The organism is Marisediminicola sp. LYQ134, assembly GCF_046599635.1.
Classification (GTDB): domain Bacteria; phylum Actinomycetota; class Actinomycetes; order Actinomycetales; family Microbacteriaceae; genus Marisediminicola.
This window is the reverse complement of the sequence record NZ_JBKIWP010000002.1, coordinates 545414-569944: the sequence shown is the minus strand read 5'-3', so window position 1 is coordinate 569944 and position 24531 is coordinate 545414. Positions and strand designations below refer to the sequence as shown.

Genomic DNA, 24531 nt, shown 5'->3' with positions numbered 1-24531 from the left:
CCCCGGCGCACCCCGCCCCGGCGCACCCCGCCCCGCCAAAGTACGCAGTTTCCGCGAGGGTGCGCCGGATCCCGCGCACCCTCGCGGAAACTGCGTTCTCTCGGGGTGGCGGTTAGGCCCGGGTCGAGACCGTCACGGTGAACTTGGCGTTGCGGCCCGCCTGCCTCGTGGGCCCGACCGTGCGGGTGAGCGCTGCACGGTAGGCGAGGTGCGAGTTGAACACCGTCCACAGTTCGCCGCCCGGTTTGAGCACGCGCGCCGCCTCCTCGAAGAGGCTCCCCGCGAGCCCGGAGTGCACGGTCGCCCCGGTGTGGAACGGCGGGTTGAGCAGCACGAGGTCGGCGCAGCCATCCGGCTGCTTCGACAATCCGACGTCGCGCTCGACCGTGAGCGCGATGCCGTTCGCCTCAGCCGTAGCGCGGGCGGATGCCACGGCCGCGGCCGATTCGTCGGATGCGAGCACCGCGACCCGCGGGTTCGTTCGCGCGAGAACGCACGCGAGGATGCCGGTGCCGCACCCGAGGTCGACGGCGGTCGCGGCATCCGCTCTCATCTCGGGCAGGAAGCTCAGCAGGTAGCGCGTTCCGATGTCGACCTTGGTGCCCGCGAAGACGGCGCCGTGCGCGCACACGGTGAGGTCGAGGTCGGCGTGATGCTCCCGTCGGGGAAACGCTCGAGCATCGCCCGCCTCCTCGGCGCGCGGTCCGCGCGCGGTGATCACGCGGGACTTCTGCCTCCCCAGGGAGGCGCGCACGTCGCCGAAATGCTTAGCGAGCACCTCGTTCATGGCCCTCGACATGTGTTTGAGACGCCCGCCGCCGACGAACACGACGTCGGGGTTGGCGTGCCGGGCGACCGCCGCGGCGATCTCGTCGAGCGCGTCGAGGCTGCGCGGCAACTGCGCGAGAACGACTCGGGCTCCGGCCAGCAGTGACGCGTCGAGCGGATGGTGCGTGAACGACTCGATGCCCTGGTCGGCCGCATTGAGCGCGAGCGCCCGCTCCCCCGTGAGCGGATCCTGGTGCACGCGCACGTCGAGCGCCCCGTGCACGGCGATCGCGCCGAGGGTGAGCGCGCCGTAGTGGTCGCCGATCACGACCATTCCGCGCGGTCCGGCGGCCGCGACATCCGCTGCAGCCTCGTCGAGGATGAGCCGGTCGCTCGCGTCGACGGCGAAGAGGTTGTCGGCTTCGACGTCGGGGCGTCGGCGCAAGGCGTCGAAGGAGAACGGGGATTCGGGCACAGTCGAGGGTACCCGCGACACGGGCGCGGATCGCGGTCGCAAACGGTCCTTCAACGATGGGCGGTGCAGCGTTTTGCGACCGCGATGCGCCGAGTTGCCGGATGCGCGCACGCGCGCCCGCCGGCCCGCGCCCGCGCCCGCCCTCGCAAACAGACCTACTCCTCGAGCTCCCGCCACCGCGGCCGCCACACGACCACTTCGGTGCTGCGCTGGGCGCGTGTGCCGGCGCGCAGCGAGATGACGTCGCCCGATTCCCGCGCCGCGAACACGCGTCGCCCCGGCCGGTTGAGCATCTCGTCGGCGAGCGCAGACTCGAGTTGGCGCACGCGCCCCGAGAGCTCGGTCACCTGGTTCTCGAGCTCGAGGATGCGGCGGATGCCCTCGAGGTTGAGCCCTTCGGCGCTCAGCCGGCCGACTTCGCGCAGCTGTTCGACGTCACGCATCGAGTAGCGCCGCGACTTGCCGGCGGTGCGGTCGGGGCTCACGAGCCCGAGTCGGTCGTACTGCCGCAGTGTCTGCGGGTGCATTCCGGCGAGCTCGGCTGCCATCGCTATCGCGAAGATCGGCGTGTGCTCGTTCATGCGCGCTCGTTATCCCTTCGCGCGATCCAGCAGGTCGAGCCGCGGGTTCTCGTCGGGCAGTTCTGCGGCGAAGGCTTCGAGCGCTTTCTCCGCCGCGGGGCTGAGCCTCGACGGCACCGCGACGAGCACGGTTGCGAGCAGGTCGCCCGTGCCCTTGGATGTCTCGACGCCGCGCCCTTTGACGCGCAGTACGCGCCCGCTCGGCGTTCCGGGGGCCACGCGCAGGCGCACGGGCTCTCCGCCGAGTGTCGGCACCTCGATCGTCGCGCCGAGTGTGGCCTCCATGAAGGTCACGGGAACGTCGACGCGCAGGTTGATTCCGTCGCGCTCGAACACCGGATGCCTGCGAACGGCGACGGTGAGCACGAGGTCTCCCGCGGCACCACCGTCGATGCTCTGCTCGCCTTTGCCGCGAAGACGGATCTTCTGGCCGTCGGCGACGCCCGCAGGGATCTTGACGCTGAGGGGGCGCCCTTCCGACGGCTGCAGCCGGATGGTGTCGCCTTTGATCGCGGTGATGAAGTCGAGGGTCGTCGACGCGGTGTAGTCGCGCCCTTTCGAGGGGGCACCCGAGCCCCGGAACCCGCCGGTCGACTGCCCGAAGCCTCCGCCACCGAACATCCCACCGAAGAGGTCTTCGAATCCGGCGCCCTGCTGGGAGTAGGTGGTGCGCTGGTTCGCGCCGCCACCTCCCCCGCCGAACATGCCGCCGAAGACGTCGTCGAACCCGCCAGGCTGACCGCCCGCGGCGAAGCGCGCTCGACCGGCACCCATTGCTCGCATCTGGTCGTACTCCGAGCGCTGCTCGGGGTCGCTCAGCACCGCGTTGGCTTCGCTGATCTCTTTGAAGCGCGCCTCGGCCGCAGCGTCACCCGGGTTGGCGTCGGGGTGATACTTGCGGGCGAGTTTGCGGTAGGCCTTCTTGAGGTCGGCCGGGGTCGCGTCTTTCGCGACCCCGAGCACGGCGTAGAAGTCCTTGTCGAACCAATCCTGGCTGGCCATCCGGCGCCTTACTCTGCAGGAACGTGGACAGCGACCTTGGCGGCGCGGATGAGGCGGTCGCCGAGGGCGTAGCCCGGTTCGATCACGTCGGCGACCGTGTTGGTCGTGACGTCGGGCGACGGCAGCTGCACGAGGGCCTCGTGGAAGTTGGGGTCGAACGGTTCGCCCTTGACCCCCACCGACCGTAAGCCGTATTTCTCGAACCCGCCGCGCAGTTTCTGCGCGACGAGGGCGAGGGGCGACCCCTCGAGGTCGCCGTGCGTCTCGGCGCGCGTGAGGTCGTCCATCGCCGGGAGCAGCGTGCGGATGACTTCGGCGATGACCGCGTCGCGGTTGGCCGCGCGGTCGCGCTCGACCCGGTTGCGGAAGTTCACGAGCTCGGCTTGCGCGCGCAACATGTCGGTGCGCATGTCGGCCACGAGGTCGCGTTCGGCGTCGTCGAGCATCGCCTGGTCGGCTTCGCTCAGCGGCACGGCTCCGGCCGGCGGCGCGTCGTCGAGGGATGTCTCGACGTCGGCGTCTTCGGCCTGGATGAGGTCTTCGGCGCCGCCGTCGATGTCAGCCGTGTCGCCGTCTTCCGACGGAACGCCCGTCGACTCGGCGTCGGTTGCACCGCCCGAGGCGGGCGAGGAACGAACCTCGCCCGTCTCAGGGTCGATCCGGCGGTTGTCGCGCACGACGGGCTCGTCGCCCGCTTCGTTCGGAGTGTCTGCCATGGTGTCTTATTTCTTGGTGTCGTCGGTCGGCTCGTCGTCGACAACCTCGGCGTCGACGATGTCTTCGTCGTTGCTGTCGGTGCTGTCGCCGGTGGGGGCGTCGGTCGGGGCGCCCTCGGCGCCTTCGGATGCCTGCGACTGGGCGTAGATCGCCTGGCCGAGTTTCTGCTGCGACTCGTTGAGCTTGTCGAACGCGGTCTTCACGGCTGCGTCGTCGTCGCCGGCGAGCGCGGTCTTGAGGGCGTCGACGTCGGCCTGGACCTCGGTCTTGACGTCTTCGGGCAACTTGTCTTCGTTGTCCTTGATGAGCTTGTCGGTCGAGTAGGCGAGCTGCTCGGAGGTGTTGCGGATCTCCGCGGCCTCACGGCGCTGCTTGTCTTCGGCGGCGTGCTCTTCGGCTTCGCGCACCATGCGCTCGATGTCTTCCTTCGGCAGCGACGAGCCACCGGTGATCGTCATCGACTGCTCCTTGCCCGTGCCCTTGTCTTTCGCAGACACGTGCACGATGCCGTTGGCGTCGATGTCGAAGGTGACCTCCACCTGCGGGATGCCGCGCGGCGCCGGGGCGATGCCCTGGAGCTCGAAGGTTCCGAGGTTCTTGTTGTCGCGAGTGAACTCGCGCTCACCCTGGAACACCTGGATCGCGACCGACGGCTGGTTGTCGTCGGCGGTCGTGAAGGTCTCGCTGCGCTTGGTCGGGATGGCGGTGTTGCGCTCGATGAGCTTCGTCATGATGCCACCCTTGGTCTCGATTCCGAGGCTCAGGGGGGTCACGTCGATGAGCAGAACGTCTTTGCGCTCACCCTTCAGCACGCCGGCCTGGAGTGCGGCACCCACGGCGACGACCTCGTCGGGGTTCACACCCTTGTTGGCGTCCTTGCCGCCGAGGAGCTTCTTGACGAGCTCGGCCACGGCGGGCATACGGGTCGATCCGCCGACGAGAACCACGTGGGCGACGTCGTTGACCGAAACGCCGGCCTCCTTGATGACGTCGTTGAAGGGCTTCTTCGTGCGGTCGAGCAGGTCGGCCGTGAGCTCTTCGAACTTGGCACGCGAGAGGGTCTCGTCGAGGTTGGCGGGGCCGTTCTCGGTGAGCGAGAGGTAGGGAAGCTGGATGCTCGTGCTCATGTTCGAGCTGAGTTCCTTCTTCGCCTGCTCCGCAGCCTCTTTGAGGCGCTGCTTCGCGATCTTGTCGCCCGAGACGTCGACACCGGTCGAGTCCTTGAAGCGCTTGATCAGGTAGTCGACGACGCGCTGGTCCCAGTCGTCTCCACCGAGGCGGTTGTCACCGGAGGTGGAGCGCACCTGGATGGTCGAGAAGTCGTCGTCTTTGCCCACTTCGAGCAGGCTCACGTCGAACGTTCCGCCACCGAGGTCGAAGACGAGGATGAGCTCGTCTTCTTTACCCTTGTCGAGGCCGTAGGCGAGAGCCGCGGCGGTGGGCTCGTTGATGATGCGCAGCACGTTGAGACCGGCGACCTCACCGGCATCCTTCGTGGCCTGGCGCTCGGCGTCGTTGAAGTAGGCGGGAACCGTGATGACCGCGTCGGTCACGGGCTCACCGAGGTACTGCTCGGCGTCGCGCTTGAGCTTGGCGAGGATGCGGGCCGAGATCTCCTGAGGCGTGTAGTTCTTGCCGTCGATTCCGGTGGTCCAGTCGGTGCCCATGTGGCGCTTGACGCTCGAGATGGTGCGGTCGACGTTGGTGACGGCCTGGCGCTTCGCGGTCTCACCGACGAGCACCTCGCCGTCTTTCGTGAAGGCGACGACCGACGGGGTCGTGCGGAGGCCTTCGGCGTTGGCGATGACGGTGGGTTCTCCACCTTCGAGAACCGAGACCACGCTGTTGGTGGTTCCGAGGTCGATTCCTACTGCTCGAGCCATGTGCTCAGTGCTCCTTCTCAAAAACGTGTCGAGACCCGGTACTTGAGCCTCGTTGGGTCAAGTCTGCGATCTGAGTCGGGTCGTGTCAAGTTGAGTCGGCGCAAACTTGAGTCAGTCAGGCTCAACTCTCAGTTTCGGCCGGAGATACCGACAAATATTCGGCTCGCCACTCGATGCGGAACTCGGAATTCGATAGTTCGAGTCCCGACTCACTGATCGCGTCGGGCCTCGCGCACGTCCACGAATAGCCGGATTCCCCTTCGCTCGTTTCGAGAATCAGGCAGTACCGCTCGCCCCGGCCCTTCGCCATCCACGCCTCGTCGACATAGTCCATAGTGTCGAGCGCTCGGGTTGACTCCGGATCGATCAACGGCAGCTCGGCGCCGAGCTCGTCCGCCGGCATTTGCTGGCCCTCGAACCAGAGATCGAAGCTGTCCTCCACGGAGGTGGCACTGTTTCCGGCGATCTCGGATGTCGCATCCTCGGCTGACCGGTCCGCGAAACCCGCCGCCACGAGAGAGCCACTCGCCGCGAGCTCAGGAGGGTGCCCACGGCCATAGGCAACGCGTTCGAGCTGCTCGTCACTGCCGGTATCGAAGTCCATCGACCGTGAGTCTTGCAGTGCCCGTCGCGGATGCGCAGCCGACCCGCCCTCCTGCCCGATCACCTTCCCCGAGGTCCGTTGAGCACGATCCCCCCGGCGATGAGGATGCACACCCCCACGAACATCACGACCAGCGCGCCCTCCATCACCGCGGCATCGGCGGGAAGCATCGCGCACCCTGCCGGCACGTCGTCGTAAGGGCATGTGCGCCACGGCTGGAGAAAAAACACGACGGCGGTGATGAGGCCGACCATCGTGACGACGCCGCCGCCGGCAAGAAGGCCGACACCGATTCCTCTGCGAGTCATGACGTCGACCTCACGCCCCCGCGCGATCCCGCGTGGATGCGCGCCGCCTTCCACACCCCGTCGGAATACGTGGGATACGGATGCGTGGCGCTCGCGAGATCCGCCGTCGTCACCCCGAGGCGCACCGCGAGACACGCCTCCCCGAGCGACTCCCCCGCCCGGGGCCCCACGATGGTCGCGCCGCGGACGCGCCCCGACCCGTCGACGATAATCGAGGTGTAGCCGCCGACATCCGCCTCGCACACCGCCCGGTCGAGGTCGCGGTGGTCGACCGTGACCACGTCGAAGCCGTGCGTTTCGGCGTCGTCGCACCGGATGCCCACGGCCGCGACCTCAGGCCTCGTGAACGTGACGCGCGGCACGACACCGTGCGCGTTCGACCGCCGCTCGCCTGTCGCCGCGTTCGCGGCCGCCACCCGACCGTCGACGTTGGCGATGTGCGTCAGTTGCGGCCGACCCGTGACGTCGCCGGCAGCCCAGATCGCCGGGTTCGTGGTGCGCATCGTGTCGTCGACGCGCACGAAGCCGCGGCTGTCGAGCTCGACCCCCACGACCTCCAGACCGAGCGCCGCCGTGTTCGGGGCACGGCCCACCGCCACGAGGATGCGGTCGGCCGTGACGGCCTCGACGGCGGCCGCACCGGAGTCGCCGATCTCGAGCGTCACCGTCGCGCCGTCGACATCCGCCACGGTGGTCGCGAGCCGCACATCGACACCGTCTGCGGCGAGCGCTGCGCGCACGATCTCGGCCGCGCGGGCGTCGTCTCTCGGCAGCAGACGGTCGCCGCGGTGGACCAGCGTGACGGCCGACCCGAGCCTGGCCATCGCCCCGGCGAGCTCGCATCCGACAGCCCCGCCGCCGATCACCAGCAGACGCTCGGGGAGCTCGGTGAGCGACCAGAACGACTCGCTTGTGAGCACGACATCGTCGTCGTCTGCGTCAGCGTCAGCGTCAGCGTCAGCGCGATCGGTCAGACCGGGGAGCGCGGCGGGCGACGCTCCCGTCGCGATGATGGCGCGCGCGAATCGGATGCGAGCGCCCTCGACCTCGAGTTCGCCCGGCCCCGTGAAGCGTGCTCGGCCCTCCATCACCACGACCCCCGCGCGCTCGAGCGACTCCCGCGAGTCGTCGGGCTCGATGAGGGCGATGGCCTGGCGCACGTGCCCCATGACTTTTGCGAAGTCGATGACGACCTCGGGGCTCCGAACACCGAGCGCCGCGGATGTGCGCGCGGTCGCTGCCGCGAGCGATGCGGCGATGAGCGCTTTCGACGGCACGCATCCGGTGTTGAGGCAGTCGCCCCCGAGCCTGTGCGCCTCGACGAGCAGCACCCGTCGCCCCTCGGCGGCGGCCGCGCGGCTCGCCACGAGCCCCGCCGTCCCCCCGCCGAGCACGACCAGATCCCACGGTTCCGTTGCATCCATAGGCCGAGGCTATGCGCTCGCAGTGCTCACATCGCGTTCCGCACGGGGGTGCCTACTATGGGCGGGACCCCCAAGGAGACAAATGGCACTCGACCGCCGCACGTCCGCTTCACCGGGGCGCACCACCGCCCGCATCGCGCTCGGCACGATTCTGGTGTTCGCCGGGGTGAGCCACCTCACGTTCGCTCGAGACGACTTCCGCGCCCAGGTGCCGGAGTTCGTTCCGCTTCCCGAAGACACCACGGTCGTGCTGTCGGGCGTGGCCGAGATCTCGCTCGGGTCAGCCCTCCTGTTCGCGCCCATCTCGCTGCGCGCGAAGGTCGGCCTCGTCGCCGCCGCGTTCTTCACCGCCATTTTTCCGGGCAACATCGCACAAGCCGTGCACCGTCGCCCCGCGTTCGGTCTCGACACCGACCGCAAGCGCATCGGCCGGCTCTTCGGCCAGCCGCTGCTCATCGCGTGGGCCCTCTGGTCGACCGGCGCGTTGCTCCGACGCGGGTCGCGCGGCTGATCGCCGCTCCTTTCAGGGCTGACAACGGGGCGGCGGGGGCCACTCTGCTGCCAGCGAGCCCGCCGAGCTCCGGATTCTCTCCGTCATCACGCACGGCCGCGAGGCGAGGCTCGACGGCGAGACCCGGGAGGCGAACGGCGAAGCGACCGCGATCTGCCACGTCGTCCACTTCGCCACCACGGTGAAGACCGCGCGAGCGACTCGCGTCCGCACCGATCGCGCGACCCTCGACCGAGCGACGAGAACCACCGTCGGAGCGGGGTTCCTCATCGCGCGGGAGTTGTCGTCGCCCGCGCCTCGATGCCGCTCCAGGCCTGTCGAACTGCGTCGATCACGTCTTCGAGGTCGTCCGCAACGCATCTAACCTCGTCGACGAACGCCGAAGCCGCCCGACTCATCTCGTCGCCAGACGCCCATCCTTCACGCACGACCGTTCCCTGCGATCCGCGCGTGGCAACCATTCCGGCTTCTTCGAGTTCTCGGTACGCGCGGGCGACAGTGCCCGGGGCAACGCGCAAATCTCCAGCAAGCTGCCTCACGCTCGGAAGACGGTGGCCCGCTGAGGCTCGACCCGACCTGATCTCGCGAGCGAGACCCGCACGGATCTGCTCATAGGGCGGCGTCGGGTCGTCGGCGTCGACGTGAATCACAGCACTGACCCCAGGCTGACCACACGCGGAGCACGCGGGAGGCGAACGGCACCGACCACAGCGATGACCGCCAACACCGCCCCCCACAGAAGCTTCGCCACCGTCACGGCGAACAGCAGCCACCCAACGAGGGGCGCGATCGTTGCGACAGCCGACATTTGACTGTCTCCGAGTGCGGCCGCGTTGATGAAGGGGAACGCCGCCACGCCGAGAAACATCGCCCCCGCGAGCACGAATGCCGAGGTGGTCACGCGATAGACGAGTCTGATCGCGCCGACACGAAGGGCGCCATCAGCAGAGCTCAGCTCCGGCCAAGATGCGGCTGGAGCGTCGACGATCTGCCTCAGCACCGCACGCATGCTGAGGGCGACTGCCGCGCTAAGCACGAGCGCAGGAACCCCGAACATCCACCCCGGGAACAGAAGTGCACCTCCCCCGGCACAGGGGGCGGAGATGAAACTCGGGCAGATCCATCGTCCGTCCAGCGAGGGTCTCGATAGAACGCCGCACACGACCACGATGAGCACAGTGGTGACTGCGGATGCTTGGAACACTCGGCGTTGCGCGGCAGTCGAGTAGTCCTGAAGCGTTCGCCGGTCGACGCTGGCCACACGACGCCGGGTCGGCGCGTCGATGGACGGGGTCGGCATGAGCCTGAATGCGATCAGGCCGGCGGCCGCCGCAACGAGAGGCCCGAGTACGTAAGGGATCGATTGGAGCCGCGGGTCGAGACGGTGCGCGAGCACAGCGAGCGCGAATGCAGCCAGGGCAACGCCAACCGCGACCAGCGATCTCAAGGCGGATCGACGTCGAGCCCGGTTCACCACGAGCGGATGCCGCGACGTTCCCACGAGCGCAAGGCCCGCCGCAGCTAGCGCGATGAAGGCGAGAGAGCCGACGACGACGAGCGTGATGTCGGTCAAGCTGACGTCGAGCACTCGAACCTCCTTGTATCAACTGAACGGTACAAAGGATGTGTGGTGCTGTCAACGCCCCGACGCGGACGGGTTCGGTCAGCTCGAACGTCGACGCCGAACGATGATCACGAGGTTGATGACCGCGATCCCGATGTAGATCGCGCCGACCACCCACGCGGCGAGCGCCAGGAGCCCCGTCGAGAACAGAGCGATGATGCCCACCACGAGGATGACGACGTAGGCGACCCAGTGCTCCGTGGCGACCCCCGCCGCCATCACAACGACGGCCGCGACCGACAGCCAGCTCCCGAGGGTGCTTCCGAGAGAGCCGGAGATCGTCCCGAGCACCACGAGCAGGGCGGGGAGCGCGACCAGGAACGCCTCGATCACCCTCTTCGCAAGGCGTCGGCCACCCGAGGGGCGCTCACCATGCGCGGTTCCTTTCGTGGCTGCAGACATGCCATCCCCTCGTTGTCGCGCCCTCTTCGGCTCTGTTGATGATGGCCGAAAGGGGCCGTCACCGCCACGATGGGCCACCGCGCGCCGCGCTACCCTGCACTCATGGACGAGACTGCCGCGAGCGCGACACTCACCGCGTCGCTCGAACCCCGGCGCGGCCACCCCGCCGCCAAGGCCGGCAGGTTTTTGGCCAACGTCGTCGGCGCGGCCGTGTTCGGCTCGGTCGACACGGTCGCCGACACCGACCTCGTGGTGCGCCGGACGAGCACGGGAGAGGTCGTGCTGCGCACGGCGGCGGATGTCGGCGTCCCCGAGCACCTCCTCGACGAGGCGAACAAAGACCTCGACGAGCTCACCGAAGAAGGCTTTCTCCGAGAGTGGTCGGCGACCCCCGACGCGTGAGTCGACGCTCGGGCGCCGGGCCGACAACGACGAAGGTGGCACCCCACCGTTGGGATGCCACCTCGCCGCTCTGTGGATCTACTTGAAGACGTCTTTGACGTTCTCGCCGGCCTTCTTGAGCGAGGCCTCCGACTGGTCCTGCTGACCCTCGGCCTTCAGGTCTTCGTCGTTGCGGTGATCGCCAACCGCTTCCTTGACCTTGCCCGCGACATCCTGCGCGGCGTTCTTGATCTTGTCGTCGAGTCCCATGGTTTCCTCCCTTGATGGTTTCTCACGAGAGAGGCTAGACCTCCCGCGCACCTCGCGGGCAGGTCATTTGCTGAGAATTCGGGTGTCGCTAGACCTCACCCAGGAGCCCGGGCAGGTCGGCCATGTCCGTGACCCGCCATCGCTCGCGAACGCCCCCGGCTGTTCACGACGCCTTGTTATCGTGCACGCGCCTTGCCAGACCGGCGCGGCGTCACGGATGAAGCAGGGCGGGGCAGGCCGGATGAGCGGTGCGGGCGCAGTCGCGACATCCGCTCGCGCACGGCCTGCCGAGGTGCGGTTCCGCCCCGACATCCAGGGGCTGCGGGCGGTCGCCGTCGGGTTGGTGCTGCTCGAGCACGCGGGTGTCGGCGCGGTCGCGGGGGGTTTCGTCGGCGTCGACGTGTTCTTCGTCATCTCCGGTTTTCTCATCACCGCGCACCTGCTCGCCACCCTTGCGGAGCGCGGGCGCATCGACTTCACCGCGTTCTACGCGGCTCGAGCTCGACGCATTCTTCCCGCGTCGCTCGCGGTCATCGCGCTCACGGCTGTGGCATCGGTGATCCTCGTGTCGCCCTTGCGCCTCGAACAGATCCTGGCTGACGCCATCGCGTCGGCGCTCTACGTGCCCAACGTCGCGTTCGCGGTGGCGCAGACCGACTACCTCGCGGGCACCGAGCCGTCGCCGTTCCAACACTTCTGGTCGCTCGGGGTGGAGGAGCAGTTCTATCTGCTGTGGCCGGCCCTGCTGCTCGGGCTCTTCGTGGTCGCGCGGCGCTCCCCGCGAGGTGTCGTCATCGGGATGGGCGCCGTCGCCCTGCTCTCGTTCGCCGCGTGCCTCGTCGTTCTGCCGCAATCACAACCGTGGGCGTTCTTCTCGCTCCCCACCCGCGCGTGGGAGCTCGCGGTCGGCGGGGTGCTCGCCGGGGTGATCACGTCGATGCAGCGCACGCCCGCCGTGGTCGCCCGCATCCTCACCTGGGCGGGTCTCGCGCTCATTGTCGTGAGCGCGGTCACCATCACGGCCGAGACGAGCTTTCCGGGGTTCGCGACCCTCGCCCCCGTCACCGGAACGCTTCTCGTGATCGCTTTCGGTCGCCCCCGCGACGGGGGAGCGTCGTGGCTGCTGCGGTCGCGCCCGTTCCAGTTCGTGGGCCTCATCTCCTACTCGCTCTACCTCGTGCACTGGCCGATCCTCGTGCTCGTCCAAGAGCACACCGCGCCGGGTGTCGCGCTGCCGATGGGGCTCGGGGTGGCCCTCGTCGTCGTCGCAGTTCCGGTGGCGTGGTTGCTCTATCGCTTCGTCGAGACGCCGTTCCGGCGCGGCTCTCGCGCGCGCCGGTCGAGCCCAGGACGCTCGCTCGGCCTCGCCGCGGTCGGCTCGGTCGCTCTCGCGGCGCTCCTCGCGGGGGGCAGCGCCGCCGCCGCGCTCATGCCCCTGCACTCCGATCGAGCCGCGGGCGAAACGGTCGCGACCCTTCTGCCCGAGTCCGCGCAATTCGTGCCCTCCGACGTCTCTCCCCCGCTCGACGAGGCCGTCGCCGACACGGGCGAGATCTACTCCAACGGATGCCAGCAATCCGTCGGCGAAGCGGAGGTGACGACGTGCTCGTTCGGCGACCTCGACTCACCCGTCACCGTGGCGCTCTTCGGCGACTCGCACGCCGGACGCTGGTTTCCGGCACTGCAGGTCGCCGCCGAGGAGGAGGGGTTCCGGCTGGAGACGTTCACCAAGTCGGAGTGCCGATCGCAAGACACCGACATCGCGTGGGCCAACGCCGCCAACCCCACGTGCGCGGCCTGGCGCGACGGCGTGATCGAGCACCTGCGCGACGATCCGCCCGACGTCGTCGTCATGACGAACCACATCGCACCGCGCCCCGACCGCGACCAGGAGCTCATCGCCCGGGACTGGGAGGAGGGCACGGTGTCGAGCATCGAGCGGATGCCCGCCGACACCCGCGTGGTGACGATCGCCGACACCCCGGAGTTCAGCAGCTCCCCCGTGCTGTGCCTCGCGTCACACCTCGAGTCGGCCGCCGAGTGCGCCGTGCCGCGCAGCGAGGCCATCAACACGACGGTGCTCGAGGCGCAGGAGGCGGCCGCGCGCACCACCGGTTCGGGCTTCATCACCATGACCGACACCGTGTGCAACGCCGAGACCTGCCCCGCGCTCATCGGGTCGACACTCGTCTACTCCGACACACACCACATGACCGCGACCTGGAGCCGCCTGCTCGGCCCGGCGCTCGCGCTGCAACTCGCGCCGTTTCTCGAGCCCGGAGACGTGGCATCCGTTCATGTCGACGCCGACCTCGCCTACGGAACGCACCCCGACCAGACGCTGGATGTCTGCGTGCCGGTCGACGAGGTCACCTCGAGTGACGCTCCCGCCCGCCCCGCGATCCTGTCGGTGCACGGGGGCGGGTGGCACAGCGGCGACAAGCAGGGGCGACAGTGGCGCGAGTCGTGCGAGTGGCTCGCATCGGAGGGGTTCGTGGTGTTCCAGGTGAACTACCGCCTCGCGCCCGAGCATCCCTTTCCGGCAGCCATCGACGACGTGCGCTCGGCGCTCGCGTGGGCCCGCGATCCCGAGCAGGTCGCGAGCTACCGCATCGACCCCGCTCGAGTCGCGGCGTTCGGCGATTCCGCGGGCGGCAACCTCGCCGCGCTGCTCGCGCTCGACGGCGGGGCCCCGACATCCGCCGCCACGGACGGCGGCGAGGTGGCCGCGGTCGTCACCGTCAGCGCCCCCTTCGACCTGACCGAGCCGGCGTCGGCGCACGTGGGCCGCGGATTCGAGCGCGTGCAACTCGACTACCTCGGGTGCGCCGACTACGGCGATTGCCCCGCGGCCTCAGCAGCATCGCCGATCACGTTCGCGGATGCGGGCAGCCCGCCGTTCTACCTCGTGCACGCTCGGGACGACGACCTCATCCCCTTCGACCAGGCCGAGGCTCTCGCGACCGCACTCGAGGCGAGCAAACCGGATGATGATGCCGCCGGTGCCCCCAACCCTGCTACCGCCTCGGCCGACGTGACGGTGCGACCGATCGATGGAGCCGGCCACGCCCTCTCGCTGCTGGACGCCGAGGTGCGGGCCGACATCGTCGAGTGGCTCACCACGAGGATGTCGTCGCGCGAGAACGAGAACGAGGGCTCCGGCTAGAGCGCCGCGCGCAGAAGCGGCAGGAGGGCATCACCGTCGGGGCCGTGCAGCACCGGCACCCCGTTGACCGACTCCTGTTCGGTCGCCCCGCGCTTGGTCGGCGTCAGCGTCGGCGCCGTCTGACGGAGGGCGATAGCCGCCACCCGCCCAGGGTGAGACTCGGCGAGGTCGCGGTACAGCTGCGGATCGTGCTCGCCGTCGTCGCCGACGAGAACCCACGTCACGTGCGGAAAATCGTCGAGAAGTCGCGCGAGCGACGACGACTTGTGTTTCTGGCCGTCGCGAAACCACCGGTCGGGCGTGATCCCCCAGTCGGTCATGAGCACGGCGCCCGCCGGGAAGTGGTTCTTGCCGAGAAACCGGGTGACCGGGCCGACCAGGTTCCAGGGTCCGTTGCTCAAATACACGACACCCGGTAGGTGGTCTCCCTCGACGGCGGCCTGGAGCAGCCTGCCCATGCCGGGCACGGTCTTCCGCGTCGAGCTCGTTCCTCGCAGGGTGCGCCACGCCGCCCGGATCGGGTGCGAGATTCCGGTCACCCACGCCGTGTCGTCGATGTCGCACACGACGCCGCGCACCGGCTTCTCGCTCACGACGTGGATGCTCGCGACGATCGCGTCTCGAGCGCCCACAGTCAGCGTCGCATCCGCCGTGCTCGAGTCGACGGGACTGTCGAAGTCGATGCGAGCGTCGATGATGCCGGCCTCGTTGCTTCTCACGGTCGTCGTGCTCCCCGCGAGCTCGACGTGCACCTCGGCACCGGGGCTCTCGAGGGTGAGAAGCCGTCGCCATCCCCGCACGTCACGTCGCCCCGAGGGGTCGACGCTCGCGGGCGCGAGAACGACCCGACCGAGCACTCGCGCGTGGCCGCCGCTCGCGTAGCCGGAGTAAGGGATGACCGCCGGAGTCCACCCTCGTCGCACCGCACGGCGTGACAACCAGTCACGCACCCCCGTTTCGGTGCGGTAGGCGACCGTGATGGAGGCGCGGCGAAGGCGACCGGACGAAGGAGGGGTGGAGGGCATCGACACACGGTAGCCCGCCCGCCTTCGGGTAGCGACCGAGCCCTCCGGCGCACTGCAGAGCGGCGGTTCAACCGCGGCGGCTACCACAGCCAGCGGGAGCCTTCAAGGGACGCGACTGTCGGCGCCCCGTGGCGCTCGCGCTCGCGATGCTCGCAACCGTCGGCTACGACTTCGATGTGTTGTGCCACCGCGTGCGCTCGGCGCTCGCGTGCGCAGGGGCATCCGTGTGACCATCCCCGGCCGCACGAGCCTGGTCTCCGGAAACACCGGGCCCCGCGTCTACATGGATATCTCGCACACACCCGACTCGACCGAGAAGACGCTCGCCGCGCTTCGGGCGATATCCCCCGGACCGCTCATCGTTCTGCTTGGTGCGGACGGCGACAAGGATGCCTCCAAACGCGGGCCGATGGGAGCAGCAGGAGCCGACGGCACCGTGCTGTGGTCGGGCACCGGGGCCTACGACTATCGCGTGGTGGGGGGCGAAGACATCCCCTACTCGCCTCGGAGCGACACGGCTCGCGCCCTTGTCGAGGCCGGGTGGCCGACGGCCGACCCCCAGCCGTCGGGCGACGCCGAGCGTGCGCTACTCGGACCCGCCCGGGTGCGTGCCCATTCTGTCGTCGCGGCGGGCACGTGACTCCGCCTCCTGCTGGTGTTGCAGCGGACTCTTCTGGGCCGACCCGACTATCGCCACGACGATCAGTAGGACGACGAGAAGCATCCCGGCGGGGAACACGACCATGGAGAGAAGCACGGTTGTCATACTGACAGGTTCGGCGATTGGTGACGAGGATGTCGGCATCCAAGCTTGTCGGCGGCTACAGTGACCGTCGTGATCGAGTCGGCGCCTGGTGATGCAGCACGAATAGACGAAGCGATCAGGCGGATGCGCAGGTGGAACGTCGAGGGGCAGCCGGTGCGCTTCGTCTCCACGCAAAGCGCGGCGATCGTGGTCGTCGGCGTGATGCTCGCATCCACCATCGTGATCAACACTGAGGACCCGCGACCTGCTCCCGCGCTCATGTGGCTCCAGGGCGCGGCATTCGCGGCCGCTCTCGCCCTGTGTATCGCGGGATATGTGTCGGCTCGCCGCAGTCGGCGACTTCTCCCTCAACCTCCGTTCGGCCCACGAGAAACACCGATGGGCGCATTGACGGCCGCGCAGCGGCGAAGCTTCGCCCGTCTGGCCCGCGAGGAAGAGCCCCTGTCACCCGGGGTGGCGGAACTACTCGTCGAAGCGATCGAGTTTCGGCGCTCGACGTCGCGCGCTATTCTTCCCTCTCTGCTCGGGCTGTTTTCGGGGCTCCTTGCGGCGAGCATGAGCCTGCCGTGGCAGGTCGCCGCCCTGGTTGCGGTGGCCGTGATCTTCCTCGCCGTCGCGACACCGTTCGAGACTCGGCGAGACGCTCGTCTGCTCGCGCGGGCCCGCCGGCACGGCTGAGCAACACGCCCGCAGCGGGCCCCTCCCTAGTAATGGGGCACCGCTTCATGCCAGACTTGTATGAGCTTGCATGTTCACTCGCCGTCGGCGAGAGACCCAGTCCCTGTCACGATCAATGACAATTCGGCGACCGGGGTGACAATGGGCGAACACAGTTCGCACAGCGACACAGCCGATATCGGCGAGCCGGGCCCGCCCTCCCCCAGCGCTATGATCGCGCCTTTTCTGGAGGGTCTCGCGATCGCGGGGGCAGCGATCTCGATCTTCCGATCCTCGGGGTACGGCGCCATCCTCGCCTCGAGCGACGACGTCGCGCGGCGCATCGAAGACCTCCAGTTCGAACTCGGCGAAGGCCCCGGGTTCACGGTGCGGCGCACCGGCCGACCGGTGCAGATCGACACCGGCGGCGACCCGCAATACGTGCAGTTCTGCGCGAGCGTCAACAAGCTCGGCGTCGGCATGGTCATCACCCTGCCCCTCACGATCGGGAGCGTTCCCGTCGGCGTGACGACGCTCTACCGAACCGAACGCGACTTCATGACGCCATCTGAGATGGTCGACGCGGCGACCCTCGTCGGTTCTGTCGTGGCCCCCGCGACCGAGCGCGCGATGCTTCTCGCCGCCCGCAACGTGGCGACCCCCGCGGAGCCGGAAGGCGAGCTGCGGAGGGAAGTGCACCAGGCGACGGGGATGATCCTCGCGCAACTCGGGTGTTCGACATCCGATGCCCTCCTCCTTATGCGCGCTCACGCATACGCCCGAGATCGCACGATGCAAGCGGTCGCGCACGACGTCGTCACTCGTCAACTCGACTTTCGCACTCTGACCGGCAACACCCCTCAATGAACACCAAGCAGGAAGGGCTCCCCCGTGACTGACCCGTCTCGAGAACAACGCCTCAACCAGACCTTCGTCCGCCTCGCCGACACCCTCGTGGAGGATTACGACGTCGTCAACATGCTGCACGTGCTCGTCGAGGAATGCGCCGACCTCTTCGACACCAACGCGGGGGGCCTCATGCTCGCCGACAAACAGGGCGACCTGCATTTGGTCGCCTCCACGAGCGAGTCGGCCGAGCTCGTGGAGATCATGCAGCTCAACGCCGGCGCCGGCCCCTGTGTGGAGTGCTTCCACACCGGGGTCGCCGTGAGCGTTCCCGATATCGACCTCACCCACGATCGGTGGCCGCAGTTCTCGCGGGTGGCCGCCGGGCAGGGCTACCGTTCGATGTATGCGACGCCGCTCCGCCTGCGCGGCCGGACCCTCGGCGCGATGAACCTGTTCAGCACCCAGGTCGGCGCGCTCAACGAACGCGATGTCACGGCCGCGCGCGCACTCGCAGACGTCGCGACGATCGGCATCGTGCAGGAGCGTGTGATCCGCGAGGGAAACATCGTCGCGACACAGCTGCAGCACGCCCTCGACAGTCGCGTGGTCATCGAGCAGGCCAAGGGCGTGCTCTACGAGATCCGGGGCTACGACATGGATGAGGCGTTCAACGCCCTTCGCCGATACGCGCGCAGCCACAACCTGAGCTTGCGCTCGGTGGCGGCGGCGATCATCTCGAAACGGCTCGACCCGTCAGAGCTTCAATCCGCACCCGTGCCCCACAAGAGGCCTGTGAGCTGAGGGTGAGCGGCGGCGACCGCGGTGTCGCCCGCCGTCACTTCGCCATCTCGCGAGCCGGGGCATCCGCCATCGCCGGCACATCACCGGGGTCGGGCACGATCTGGAGCCCGAGCGCGTTGAAGGTCGTGGCGGTGAGTTCGTCGATCCAACGTCGACTGATCGGCGCCATCGTGCTCGTGAGGTAGTCGAACGCGACCGGCACTCTGCGGTCGATCCACACACTCGTGCGCCCACCGCCGGCCTCGGCCGGTTTGGTCCACGTGAAGATGAACGACTCGTCGCGTCGCAGCTTGGCCGAGATCACCAGCTGCAGGTGGATGAGAACGCGATCGTCGAAATCGACTCGCACTGACGTGTCATACGTGAAGGTGCCCATGATCAACCCGTCCCTTCGTTGCAAAGTGGAGACGGGGTCAGGGTCGCTCGCGCGGTGCGAGAGTGCAACTGACTCCAGGCTAGCAACTCGTCGCCGTGACGTGTCAAGCGGATGCTCGCAGCTACCCCAGCTCCGACGGATGCGTGAGCCGCCACCACGCGCTGGGCGGCTCGATCTCGCCCTCGATCTCGATCGCGGCCGACGTCGTGTGCGGCCCGGCGACCCAGTCGATCGTTCCGACCTGTTCGCCGTCGTCGTAGGTCACCGTCGCTGAGGGCGTCATCGACGCCTCGATGGGCGTGTCTGACCACGTGAAGATCGACGCGTTCTCGGCGATCACCATCTGCACTGTGGCCCCCCACGGGGTCGTATAGGTGCCGATGTCCTGGCCCTTGTTCGCGACGACGACCTCGTGGAACCCGGCGCGGATGCTGTCCAACAGCGCGCGGACACCCTGCCCCACGGTGTCGCGTGAGAACCCACCCAGCACGACCCCGGTCACGCTCAGCGGAGCATCCGCCCCCACCTCCACGGTCGCGGTGTAGAGCAGGTTGTGGGTGCCCTCGCCCAGGTTTCCGGTCTTGAGGCCCGTGATCTCCCCGCCCAGAAGCGTGTTCGTGTTCGACAGGGAGCCCGGACCGGGCAGCGCGATCGACGGCGTCGCGGCGATCGCGGCGACCACCGGGTTCGCGGCGGCAAGCTTTCCGATCGCCAGGAGATCGGTCACGGTGCTCGTGTTCTGTGCGCTGATGCCCGTCGGCTCGACGACGGTGGTGCCGCCGAGACCGTTCGCCGCGAGCCACGTCTGCGTCGCCGCGAGGAACGCGCCCTGTGAACCGAACGCCCAGGTCGACACTGCCTCGGCGTAGTTGCTCGCCGACGGCACGAGCATGGTCGAGAGCGCGTCGTACTGCGACATCGAACTGCCGGTCGGCATCTCGGCGGTCGTCGCGCCCAGCACGTAGTACTTGTCGTAGAGGTCGTTGTCGGACTCGCTGAATGTGAGGGTGGGCCCGGGGTCGTCGGGGGTCGCGAGAGGGCGGGCCTCGAGAATCACGAGGGCGGTGATGAGCTTCGTGATGCTGCCGATGGGACGCCGTTCGTCTGCCGCGCCCGCCGCCCAGCCTCCGCTGACGTCGGCGGTGAAGTAGTCGTCGGCGCCCGCGATGCTGATGGCCGAGACCCCCTCCGGCGGCACGGCGATCGCAGCCGCAGCGGGCGGTTCGACCTGCGGCACCTGGGAGGTGACGCTCGGAGCACTCAGCGGCGCGTTCAGCGCCCAGACGACATATGCTCCGACGGCCGCGAGCACGAGCATCATCACCGTCACTACGGCGATGAGACCGCGACGACGACGGATGCGACGAGCGCGCGCCTCGGCGGGGGCACGGCGTTCGGCGCTCTTCCGCTCGTCTCGCATCAGCTCGGCGAGCTCGGCGAAGTCGTCTGTCGAGTGATGATGCGTGGTCATTGCGGGGATCCCGTCCGTGATGCTGCTCACATCATGCCCGAGCGGGCACCCACGGTGGGAGGTTATTTGAGCAAAAGTTCGACCTCGGGGCTGGCGCTGCTATCCCGGCCCCGGTGCGTCGTCGTGGGTCTCCACCCGCCCTCGGCGATCGTGGTTCATCTTGCGGCTGGCGGCCATGAGCACCGCGGTGAGGAAGAACGGCGTCAGAACTATCTGCCCGAGCAAAGGAATCGCAGCCGAGTATCCGAAGATCGTGGATCCGAGAACCAGAAGCCCCAAGACGATGAGCATGATGCTCAGTCCGATGATCACGGTTTTGTTCGGGCTGCGTCGAATCGGCGCGCGCGGAGGAGTCATCCGATCGTCGTCCGGAATTCACTGTCGCGCTCGGCCGTCCGACGCCGGCGCCGACGCCGAATGGTCAGCGTGAGCATCGTCGCGGCGACGGACGCCAGAATCACGCCCACGACCAAGAGAACGGTCGGTCCCCGCTCCGAGATGACCTGTGAGATAACCAAGAGCACCGCGGTGACGGTCTGAACAGCCCACATCCACGCGGGATCGCTCAAGGTTCGCTCGCTCAGCCTCATCCCGTCAGTCTGACAGCGCGCGGCACCCGCGCGCGGCACCCGCGCGCGGCACCCGCGCTATGGATCCACCGCCGCGTCGCGAAGGGCGGCCGCTTACGCCGAGTGCGCTCCCATTGCGGCACTGCGTCGCCACAACGCCGCGATGCAGAACGACCCCAGTGCAAGGGCGAATGCCCCGCCCAAGGCGACCCCGGCCTCGTCCGCGTATCGCGCCACAACCGCGGCCGCGAAGGCGAAGCACCCCGACGCTACGACGATGCTGGCGTCCTGCCGCCGCGTCACCGACCGCCGACGCGTGCTGTCGATCCTGTCGAGATGGTGCGGGAGGACGCTACCGAGCACGATGCCGATCCCGAGGAGAACCAGCGTGTGCCACGCCGACCAGAAGTCCACGAGAGAGAACTCCACTGCCGCGAAGGCTCCCAACACGACCGCGAATACGAAGACTCTGCTCGACAATCCGAGTGCGGACTCCGCGTGCGGCATCTCAAAGCCGTTGGTCGTCATGGTCGGGGTCCGTCGACGGCGCTACGCGTCGGTCCGGATGAGGCACCACGCCTGGTCGAAAGCTCGCGCCTCGAGGTCGGACTGCCTCATCCAGACCTCGAGGGGTTTGGCGTCGCCGAACCACGCGTCGAGAGTCGTCCAGCTCTCGATGTCCACGATCAGGCGGTGCTCGTCACCGGCCGCCGTGAGCGGCAGAGCCGCGGACAGAACTGCACTGACGTCACCGTCGACGCCGGATTGGCTGTGGCCGAACAGGTGGGTGACCGGAACCACGGCGGCATCCGGGTCGCCGGTGCGTTGGCGCGTCCACGCTCGGTTGATCTCCTCGCCCGCGCGCTCGACGGCGTCGAACACGTCGAAGCTCTCGTGTGCGAACTCCATGGAGCTGGGGATCGAGTGCGACCCGACCACGGCATACGCCTGACACGCGGCAGTCGGGAGGTCGACGTCGTCGGGCGAGTCGGTGAGGTGGGTGAAGTCGGGGCTCTCGAGCCACCGCACAACCCACCCTCGCGCGTCACGGTCGGCTGGCTCCCATCCGTAGGTCTCGGTGAGGTCGTGGAATATCTGCAGCACTCCCGTCGCGGGCAAGCCGGGCTTGCCCTCCGGCTGCCCCCCGCGAGCCGCCTCGAGGGCGTCATTCACGGCGGCGAGGCTCAGGGTGGCCACGTGCGCGAGGCGCGTGCCGTTGGCATTGCGGGGCCATTCTGCGGCAGTGATGCCGACCGCCGGGCCGCCGAGCAGGGAGAGCCTGTCGACGGGAAACGTCTCGGTGTGGAGACCGGCGATGCCCGGCGGCAAGCCCCGCTCCGTCAGCACGGCTCGCGGTTCGAGGCGGGAGGCGAGGTGGGCGATCCCGTATGGCTCGGATTCGAGCCACTCGGCGAACTCGGCGCGGCCGCCCGCGATCGGCGCTGGGGTCGCGGGTTCCGGCTCCGGCTCTCGCTCCACGACCTGCTCGTCGAACGGCGTGGTGTCGTCGCGGAGAGGTTCGTGCTTCAGGCGCACGGGCTCCTCGTCGACGAGTAGGGCGACGACGCGCGGCACGGTCGCCGGCCAGCCATCCTTGCCCTGCTCGGTCACGAGCACGCACGCGCGCGACACGCCCGCATCCTCGACGCTGAATCGGAGGGTGTTCCCCCACTTGACCCGCAGCTTCTGGCCGTCGACGAAGACGGGTGCAGAGAACACCGAGACACGACTCTCGATGAGGTGCTCCTGCTCGAGTTGCAGGCGGATGCTCGTCGACCCCTTCAGCTGAGACGCTCGGTGGTAGCTCACCGTCGCCGTGGGAACTACCGGGTCCGGGGTCTGGGAGTCGCCGTTCACGAGGTCAGAGTACCGGCAGGGAGGCCGCCGCGCTGGTGAAGCGGAGCCGCGGAGGAGCACAATAGGTGCCACGAAACGACCACCGTCTTCGCGCGACGACAGACGAACGGTGGCCCCCTCGGAGCGGGAGGCGTTCGATGCTCGACCAGGTCGCCGACGGTGTGTTCGTGCACGTGAGCGAGTTCATCCAGAGCAACGCCGTCGTGGTGCAGGGGGCGAGCGGTGTGCTGCTCGTCGACCCCGGCATCACCCGCGACGAGATGGCAGCGCTCGGCGACGACATCCGCGAGCTCGGGCAGGCCGTCGTCGCCGGGTTCTCCACACACCCCGACTGGGACCACGTGCTCTGGCATTCCCGGTTCGGCGATGCTCCGCGGTACGGCACCGCCCGATGCGCCGCGTCGATCGCCGACCAGCTCTCGACAGCGGACTGGGTCGACCGCATGGCGGAGGGCTTGCCGCCGGAGTACGCCGCAGACATCCCCATGGAGCTGCTCGGACTTCTCACGGCGCTGCCCGCCGGCGCGACGCGGGTTCCGTGGAACGGCCCCGACGTGCGCATCATCGAGCACCGGGCGCACGCCCCGGGGCACGCGGCGCTGCTCGTCGAGGGGCGCGGCGTGCTCGTGGCGGGCGACATGCTCTCCGACATCCTCATGCCGTTTCTCGATGCCGACGCCGCGCACCCGATCGACGACTACCTCGCCGCGCTCGCGATCTTCGACGCGGTGGCAGGCGAGGCGGATGTCGTCGTTCCCGGCCACGGCTCGGTCGGTGGGGCCGAGCAGCTCCGGCACCGCATCGAACTCGACCGTGCCTACGTGACCGCCCTGCGCGACGGGGGCCCGTTCGATGACCCCCGACTCGGGCCCGCCGCTCCGCTCGAGTGGCTACCCGACGTGCACCGCTGGCAAGTGCGGCGGCTCGGCGATCGCAGGCGATAGTTCCGCACCGATCGAATATGTGCATTCGCATGTACCTGCGAGGGTCGGTGCGCTAGGAATGACGGATGCGCACAGACGAGTTCGACGCCTTCGGGCCGTGGATCGACGACGTCACCACGGTCGAAGGCACGCCGCGACTGTTCCGCAGTTTCGCGATCGACTTCACCGAGACGCTCCTGGTGCTCAAAGTGCCCCGCAACATCGCCCGCCGTGACGCGACCCCCGACATGAACCTCTACGACCAGCTCATCGTCGTGACCGCCGAAACCCTCACCGTTCTCACGCGCGCCGAGGATGTCTACGGGGTGCGGGCCGCGCCCCACGGCGAGGTTCTGGCGCTCCAAGACACCGTGCACCTGCTCGACGGCCGACTCGTCGTGCACCTCACGTCGGGGCCCTCCGTCGCGATCTCCTACAACGGGGCCGCGCGCGACACCATCACGCGACTCGTGACCCTCCTCCGCAGACTCGCGGTCCCCGCGACGTCAGACAGCGCTTCGGCCACAGCACCCGCGGCGCCCGAGCCGACCGCGCCGGCCACGCAGCTCAGCGCCACGTCGCGGTCACGTCCGATTGAGCAGATCCTGCGCGACAAGCGCGATCACGGTCTGCGCAGCGACTGCGTGCAGGCCCTCCGATCCGATCCCGGCACGACGGTCGTGGCGGGGCACTCCACCACTCTCGTGCGCCCGTCGGCCGGCCCGCTCGCGGCGCTCTCCCACCGGTTGCACCCGGCGTTCGTGCAGGGCGCGGTGGTTCTGGGCGACACGGGCGGGGAGACATCCGTTCTGCATCGTCGCGACTGGATCGCGCGCGGGCGGGCCGACGACCTCTCCCACGGGCGCACGACCATCTTCGCGGGGCGCGCGACCACGGTGGCGACGACCGAGCACCCGGTCTACCCCGCGGCGTCGGTCGTCAACATCACGTCGGGCGCCGGTGCGGTGCAATTCGTCGTGCCGATGGGGTCACCCACGGGCGACGCCCTCGAGAACGGCCGAACTACGACAGCCCCGGCCGCCTGAGCGGGACCGGTTCGCCGACGCGGCCCGACTGACCGGGGCGGCGGCCGCTGCCCGCGCGTGCCCCGTGTTCGCCGT

27 protein-coding genes are annotated in these 24531 nt (G+C 68.8%); 9 read left to right on the top strand and 18 right to left on the bottom strand.

Translation table 11 applies throughout. From position 1 onward, the window contains the following. Nucleotides 1-112: 112 nt before the first annotated feature. From ACLHIH_RS11340 to ACLHIH_RS11305, 8 genes are all read right to left on the bottom strand, one after another. Nucleotides 113-1243 (bottom strand): class I SAM-dependent methyltransferase, encoded by a 1131-nt coding sequence (locus tag ACLHIH_RS11340; RefSeq protein WP_411316923.1) that lies wholly within the window; start codon nucleotides 1241-1243, stop codon nucleotides 113-115. A gap of 155 nt (nucleotides 1244-1398) precedes the next feature. Further along, nucleotides 1399-1824, bottom strand: a complete 426-nt coding sequence (locus ACLHIH_RS11335) for a heat shock protein transcriptional repressor HspR (protein ID WP_411316922.1) — start codon at nucleotides 1822-1824, stop codon at nucleotides 1399-1401. Nucleotides 1825-1833: 9 nt separating this feature from the next. Next, complete coding sequence (locus tag ACLHIH_RS11330) at nucleotides 1834-2826, bottom strand: DnaJ C-terminal domain-containing protein (RefSeq protein WP_411316921.1); 993 nt, start codon at nucleotides 2824-2826, stop codon at nucleotides 1834-1836. Between the two features lie 8 nt (nucleotides 2827-2834). Continuing rightward, complete coding sequence (locus tag ACLHIH_RS11325; protein ID WP_411316920.1) at nucleotides 2835-3542, bottom strand: nucleotide exchange factor GrpE; 708 nt, start codon at nucleotides 3540-3542, stop codon at nucleotides 2835-2837. Between the two features lie 6 nt (nucleotides 3543-3548). Further along, nucleotides 3549-5426, bottom strand: a complete 1878-nt coding sequence (gene dnaK / locus ACLHIH_RS11320) for a molecular chaperone DnaK (RefSeq protein ID WP_411316919.1) — start codon at nucleotides 5424-5426, stop codon at nucleotides 3549-3551. A 121-nt stretch (nucleotides 5427-5547) separates the two neighbouring features. Further along, on the bottom strand, nucleotides 5548-6030 hold the full coding sequence (locus ACLHIH_RS11315) for a hypothetical protein (RefSeq protein ID WP_411316918.1): 483 nt from the start codon (nucleotides 6028-6030) through the stop codon (nucleotides 5548-5550). A gap of 59 nt (nucleotides 6031-6089) precedes the next feature. After that, nucleotides 6090-6338, bottom strand: coding sequence for a hypothetical protein (locus ACLHIH_RS11310; protein ID WP_411316917.1), 249 nt, complete (start codon nucleotides 6336-6338; stop codon nucleotides 6090-6092). Next, nucleotides 6335-7762, bottom strand: coding sequence for a dihydrolipoyl dehydrogenase family protein (locus ACLHIH_RS11305; protein WP_411316916.1), 1428 nt, complete (start codon nucleotides 7760-7762; stop codon nucleotides 6335-6337). The genes ACLHIH_RS11310 and ACLHIH_RS11305 overlap by 4 nt, the downstream gene beginning before the upstream one ends. Nucleotides 7763-7844: 82 nt before the next feature. On the opposite strand from ACLHIH_RS11305, the gene ACLHIH_RS11300 reads away from it, so the two are divergent. After that, nucleotides 7845-8273, top strand: coding sequence for a MauE/DoxX family redox-associated membrane protein (locus ACLHIH_RS11300; protein ID WP_411316915.1), 429 nt, complete (start codon nucleotides 7845-7847; stop codon nucleotides 8271-8273). A gap of 266 nt (nucleotides 8274-8539) precedes the next feature. Here ACLHIH_RS11300 and ACLHIH_RS11295 read toward each other — a convergent pair whose 3' ends face one another. The 3 genes from ACLHIH_RS11295 to ACLHIH_RS11285 form a co-directional block, all read right to left on the bottom strand. Further along, complete coding sequence (locus ACLHIH_RS11295; protein WP_411316914.1) at nucleotides 8540-8923, bottom strand: GntR family transcriptional regulator; 384 nt, start codon at nucleotides 8921-8923, stop codon at nucleotides 8540-8542. Continuing rightward, nucleotides 8920-9861 (bottom strand): hypothetical protein, encoded by a 942-nt coding sequence (locus ACLHIH_RS11290; protein WP_411316913.1) that lies wholly within the window; start codon nucleotides 9859-9861, stop codon nucleotides 8920-8922. The genes ACLHIH_RS11295 and ACLHIH_RS11290 overlap by 4 nt, the downstream gene beginning before the upstream one ends. A gap of 75 nt (nucleotides 9862-9936) precedes the next feature. Then, nucleotides 9937-10299, bottom strand: a complete 363-nt coding sequence (locus tag ACLHIH_RS11285; RefSeq protein ID WP_411316912.1) for a hypothetical protein — start codon at nucleotides 10297-10299, stop codon at nucleotides 9937-9939. Between the two features lie 102 nt (nucleotides 10300-10401). On the opposite strand from ACLHIH_RS11285, the gene ACLHIH_RS11280 reads away from it, so the two are divergent. After that, complete coding sequence (locus tag ACLHIH_RS11280; protein ID WP_411316911.1) at nucleotides 10402-10701, top strand: hypothetical protein; 300 nt, start codon at nucleotides 10402-10404, stop codon at nucleotides 10699-10701. Between the two features lie 78 nt (nucleotides 10702-10779). On the opposite strand, the gene ACLHIH_RS11275 is transcribed toward ACLHIH_RS11280, so the two are convergent. Next, complete coding sequence (locus ACLHIH_RS11275) at nucleotides 10780-10950, bottom strand: CsbD family protein (protein ID WP_411316910.1); 171 nt, start codon at nucleotides 10948-10950, stop codon at nucleotides 10780-10782. 217 nt (nucleotides 10951-11167) lie between these two features. On the opposite strand from ACLHIH_RS11275, the gene ACLHIH_RS11270 reads away from it, so the two are divergent. Further along, complete coding sequence (locus ACLHIH_RS11270) at nucleotides 11168-14116, top strand: SGNH hydrolase domain-containing protein (protein WP_411316909.1); 2949 nt, start codon at nucleotides 11168-11170, stop codon at nucleotides 14114-14116. On the opposite strand, the gene ACLHIH_RS11265 is transcribed toward ACLHIH_RS11270, so the two are convergent. Continuing rightward, entirely contained in the window at nucleotides 14113-15141 is a 1029-nt protein-coding gene (locus ACLHIH_RS11265) for an App1 family protein (protein ID WP_411316908.1), read from the bottom strand. The two genes, ACLHIH_RS11270 and ACLHIH_RS11265, sit on opposite strands and share 4 nt — an antisense overlap. A gap of 226 nt (nucleotides 15142-15367) precedes the next feature. On the opposite strand from ACLHIH_RS11265, the gene ACLHIH_RS11260 reads away from it, so the two are divergent. The 4 genes from ACLHIH_RS11260 (at nucleotide 15368) to ACLHIH_RS11245 (ending at nucleotide 18214) form a co-directional block, all read left to right on the top strand. Beyond that, the gene (locus ACLHIH_RS11260; protein WP_411316907.1) at nucleotides 15368-15781 is read left to right on the top strand and encodes a glutamate ligase domain-containing protein; all 414 of its coding nucleotides are present in this window, start codon (nucleotides 15368-15370) and stop codon (nucleotides 15779-15781) included. A 186-nt stretch (nucleotides 15782-15967) separates the two neighbouring features. Further along, the gene (locus ACLHIH_RS11255) at nucleotides 15968-16585 is read left to right on the top strand and encodes a hypothetical protein (RefSeq protein WP_411316906.1); all 618 of its coding nucleotides are present in this window, start codon (nucleotides 15968-15970) and stop codon (nucleotides 16583-16585) included. A 210-nt stretch (nucleotides 16586-16795) separates the two neighbouring features. Continuing rightward, nucleotides 16796-17431 carry a GAF and ANTAR domain-containing protein gene (locus ACLHIH_RS11250; protein ID WP_411316905.1) on the top strand — a complete coding sequence of 212 codons (636 nt, stop codon included), beginning with the start codon at nucleotides 16796-16798 and terminating at the stop codon, nucleotides 17429-17431. 24 nt (nucleotides 17432-17455) lie between these two features. Then, nucleotides 17456-18214 carry an ANTAR domain-containing protein gene (locus ACLHIH_RS11245; RefSeq protein ID WP_411316904.1) on the top strand — a complete coding sequence of 253 codons (759 nt, stop codon included), beginning with the start codon at nucleotides 17456-17458 and terminating at the stop codon, nucleotides 18212-18214. A gap of 34 nt (nucleotides 18215-18248) precedes the next feature. On the opposite strand, the gene ACLHIH_RS11240 is transcribed toward ACLHIH_RS11245, so the two are convergent. From ACLHIH_RS11240 to ACLHIH_RS11220, 5 genes are all read right to left on the bottom strand, one after another. Beyond that, entirely contained in the window at nucleotides 18249-18590 is a 342-nt protein-coding gene (locus tag ACLHIH_RS11240; RefSeq protein WP_411316903.1) for an ATP-dependent DNA ligase, read from the bottom strand. A gap of 121 nt (nucleotides 18591-18711) precedes the next feature. Next, complete coding sequence (locus tag ACLHIH_RS11235) at nucleotides 18712-20061, bottom strand: D-alanyl-D-alanine carboxypeptidase family protein (RefSeq protein ID WP_411316902.1); 1350 nt, start codon at nucleotides 20059-20061, stop codon at nucleotides 18712-18714. 99 nt (nucleotides 20062-20160) lie between these two features. Further along, nucleotides 20161-20373 carry a hypothetical protein gene (locus ACLHIH_RS11230; protein WP_411316901.1) on the bottom strand — a complete coding sequence of 71 codons (213 nt, stop codon included), beginning with the start codon at nucleotides 20371-20373 and terminating at the stop codon, nucleotides 20161-20163. Between the two features lie 371 nt (nucleotides 20374-20744). Continuing rightward, nucleotides 20745-21158, bottom strand: coding sequence for a hypothetical protein (locus ACLHIH_RS11225; protein ID WP_411316900.1), 414 nt, complete (start codon nucleotides 21156-21158; stop codon nucleotides 20745-20747). 21 nt (nucleotides 21159-21179) lie between these two features. Then, the gene (locus tag ACLHIH_RS11220) at nucleotides 21180-22487 is read right to left on the bottom strand and encodes a DUF1963 domain-containing protein (protein ID WP_411316899.1); all 1308 of its coding nucleotides are present in this window, start codon (nucleotides 22485-22487) and stop codon (nucleotides 21180-21182) included. Nucleotides 22488-22624: 137 nt separating this feature from the next. On the opposite strand from ACLHIH_RS11220, the gene ACLHIH_RS11215 reads away from it, so the two are divergent. Continuing rightward, nucleotides 22625-23431 carry an MBL fold metallo-hydrolase gene (locus ACLHIH_RS11215; RefSeq protein WP_411316898.1) on the top strand — a complete coding sequence of 269 codons (807 nt, stop codon included), beginning with the start codon at nucleotides 22625-22627 and terminating at the stop codon, nucleotides 23429-23431. Nucleotides 23432-23496: 65 nt separating this feature from the next. Continuing rightward, nucleotides 23497-24456 (top strand): hypothetical protein, encoded by a 960-nt coding sequence (locus ACLHIH_RS11210; RefSeq protein ID WP_411316897.1) that lies wholly within the window; start codon nucleotides 23497-23499, stop codon nucleotides 24454-24456. Nucleotides 24457-24531 lie beyond the last annotated feature (75 nt).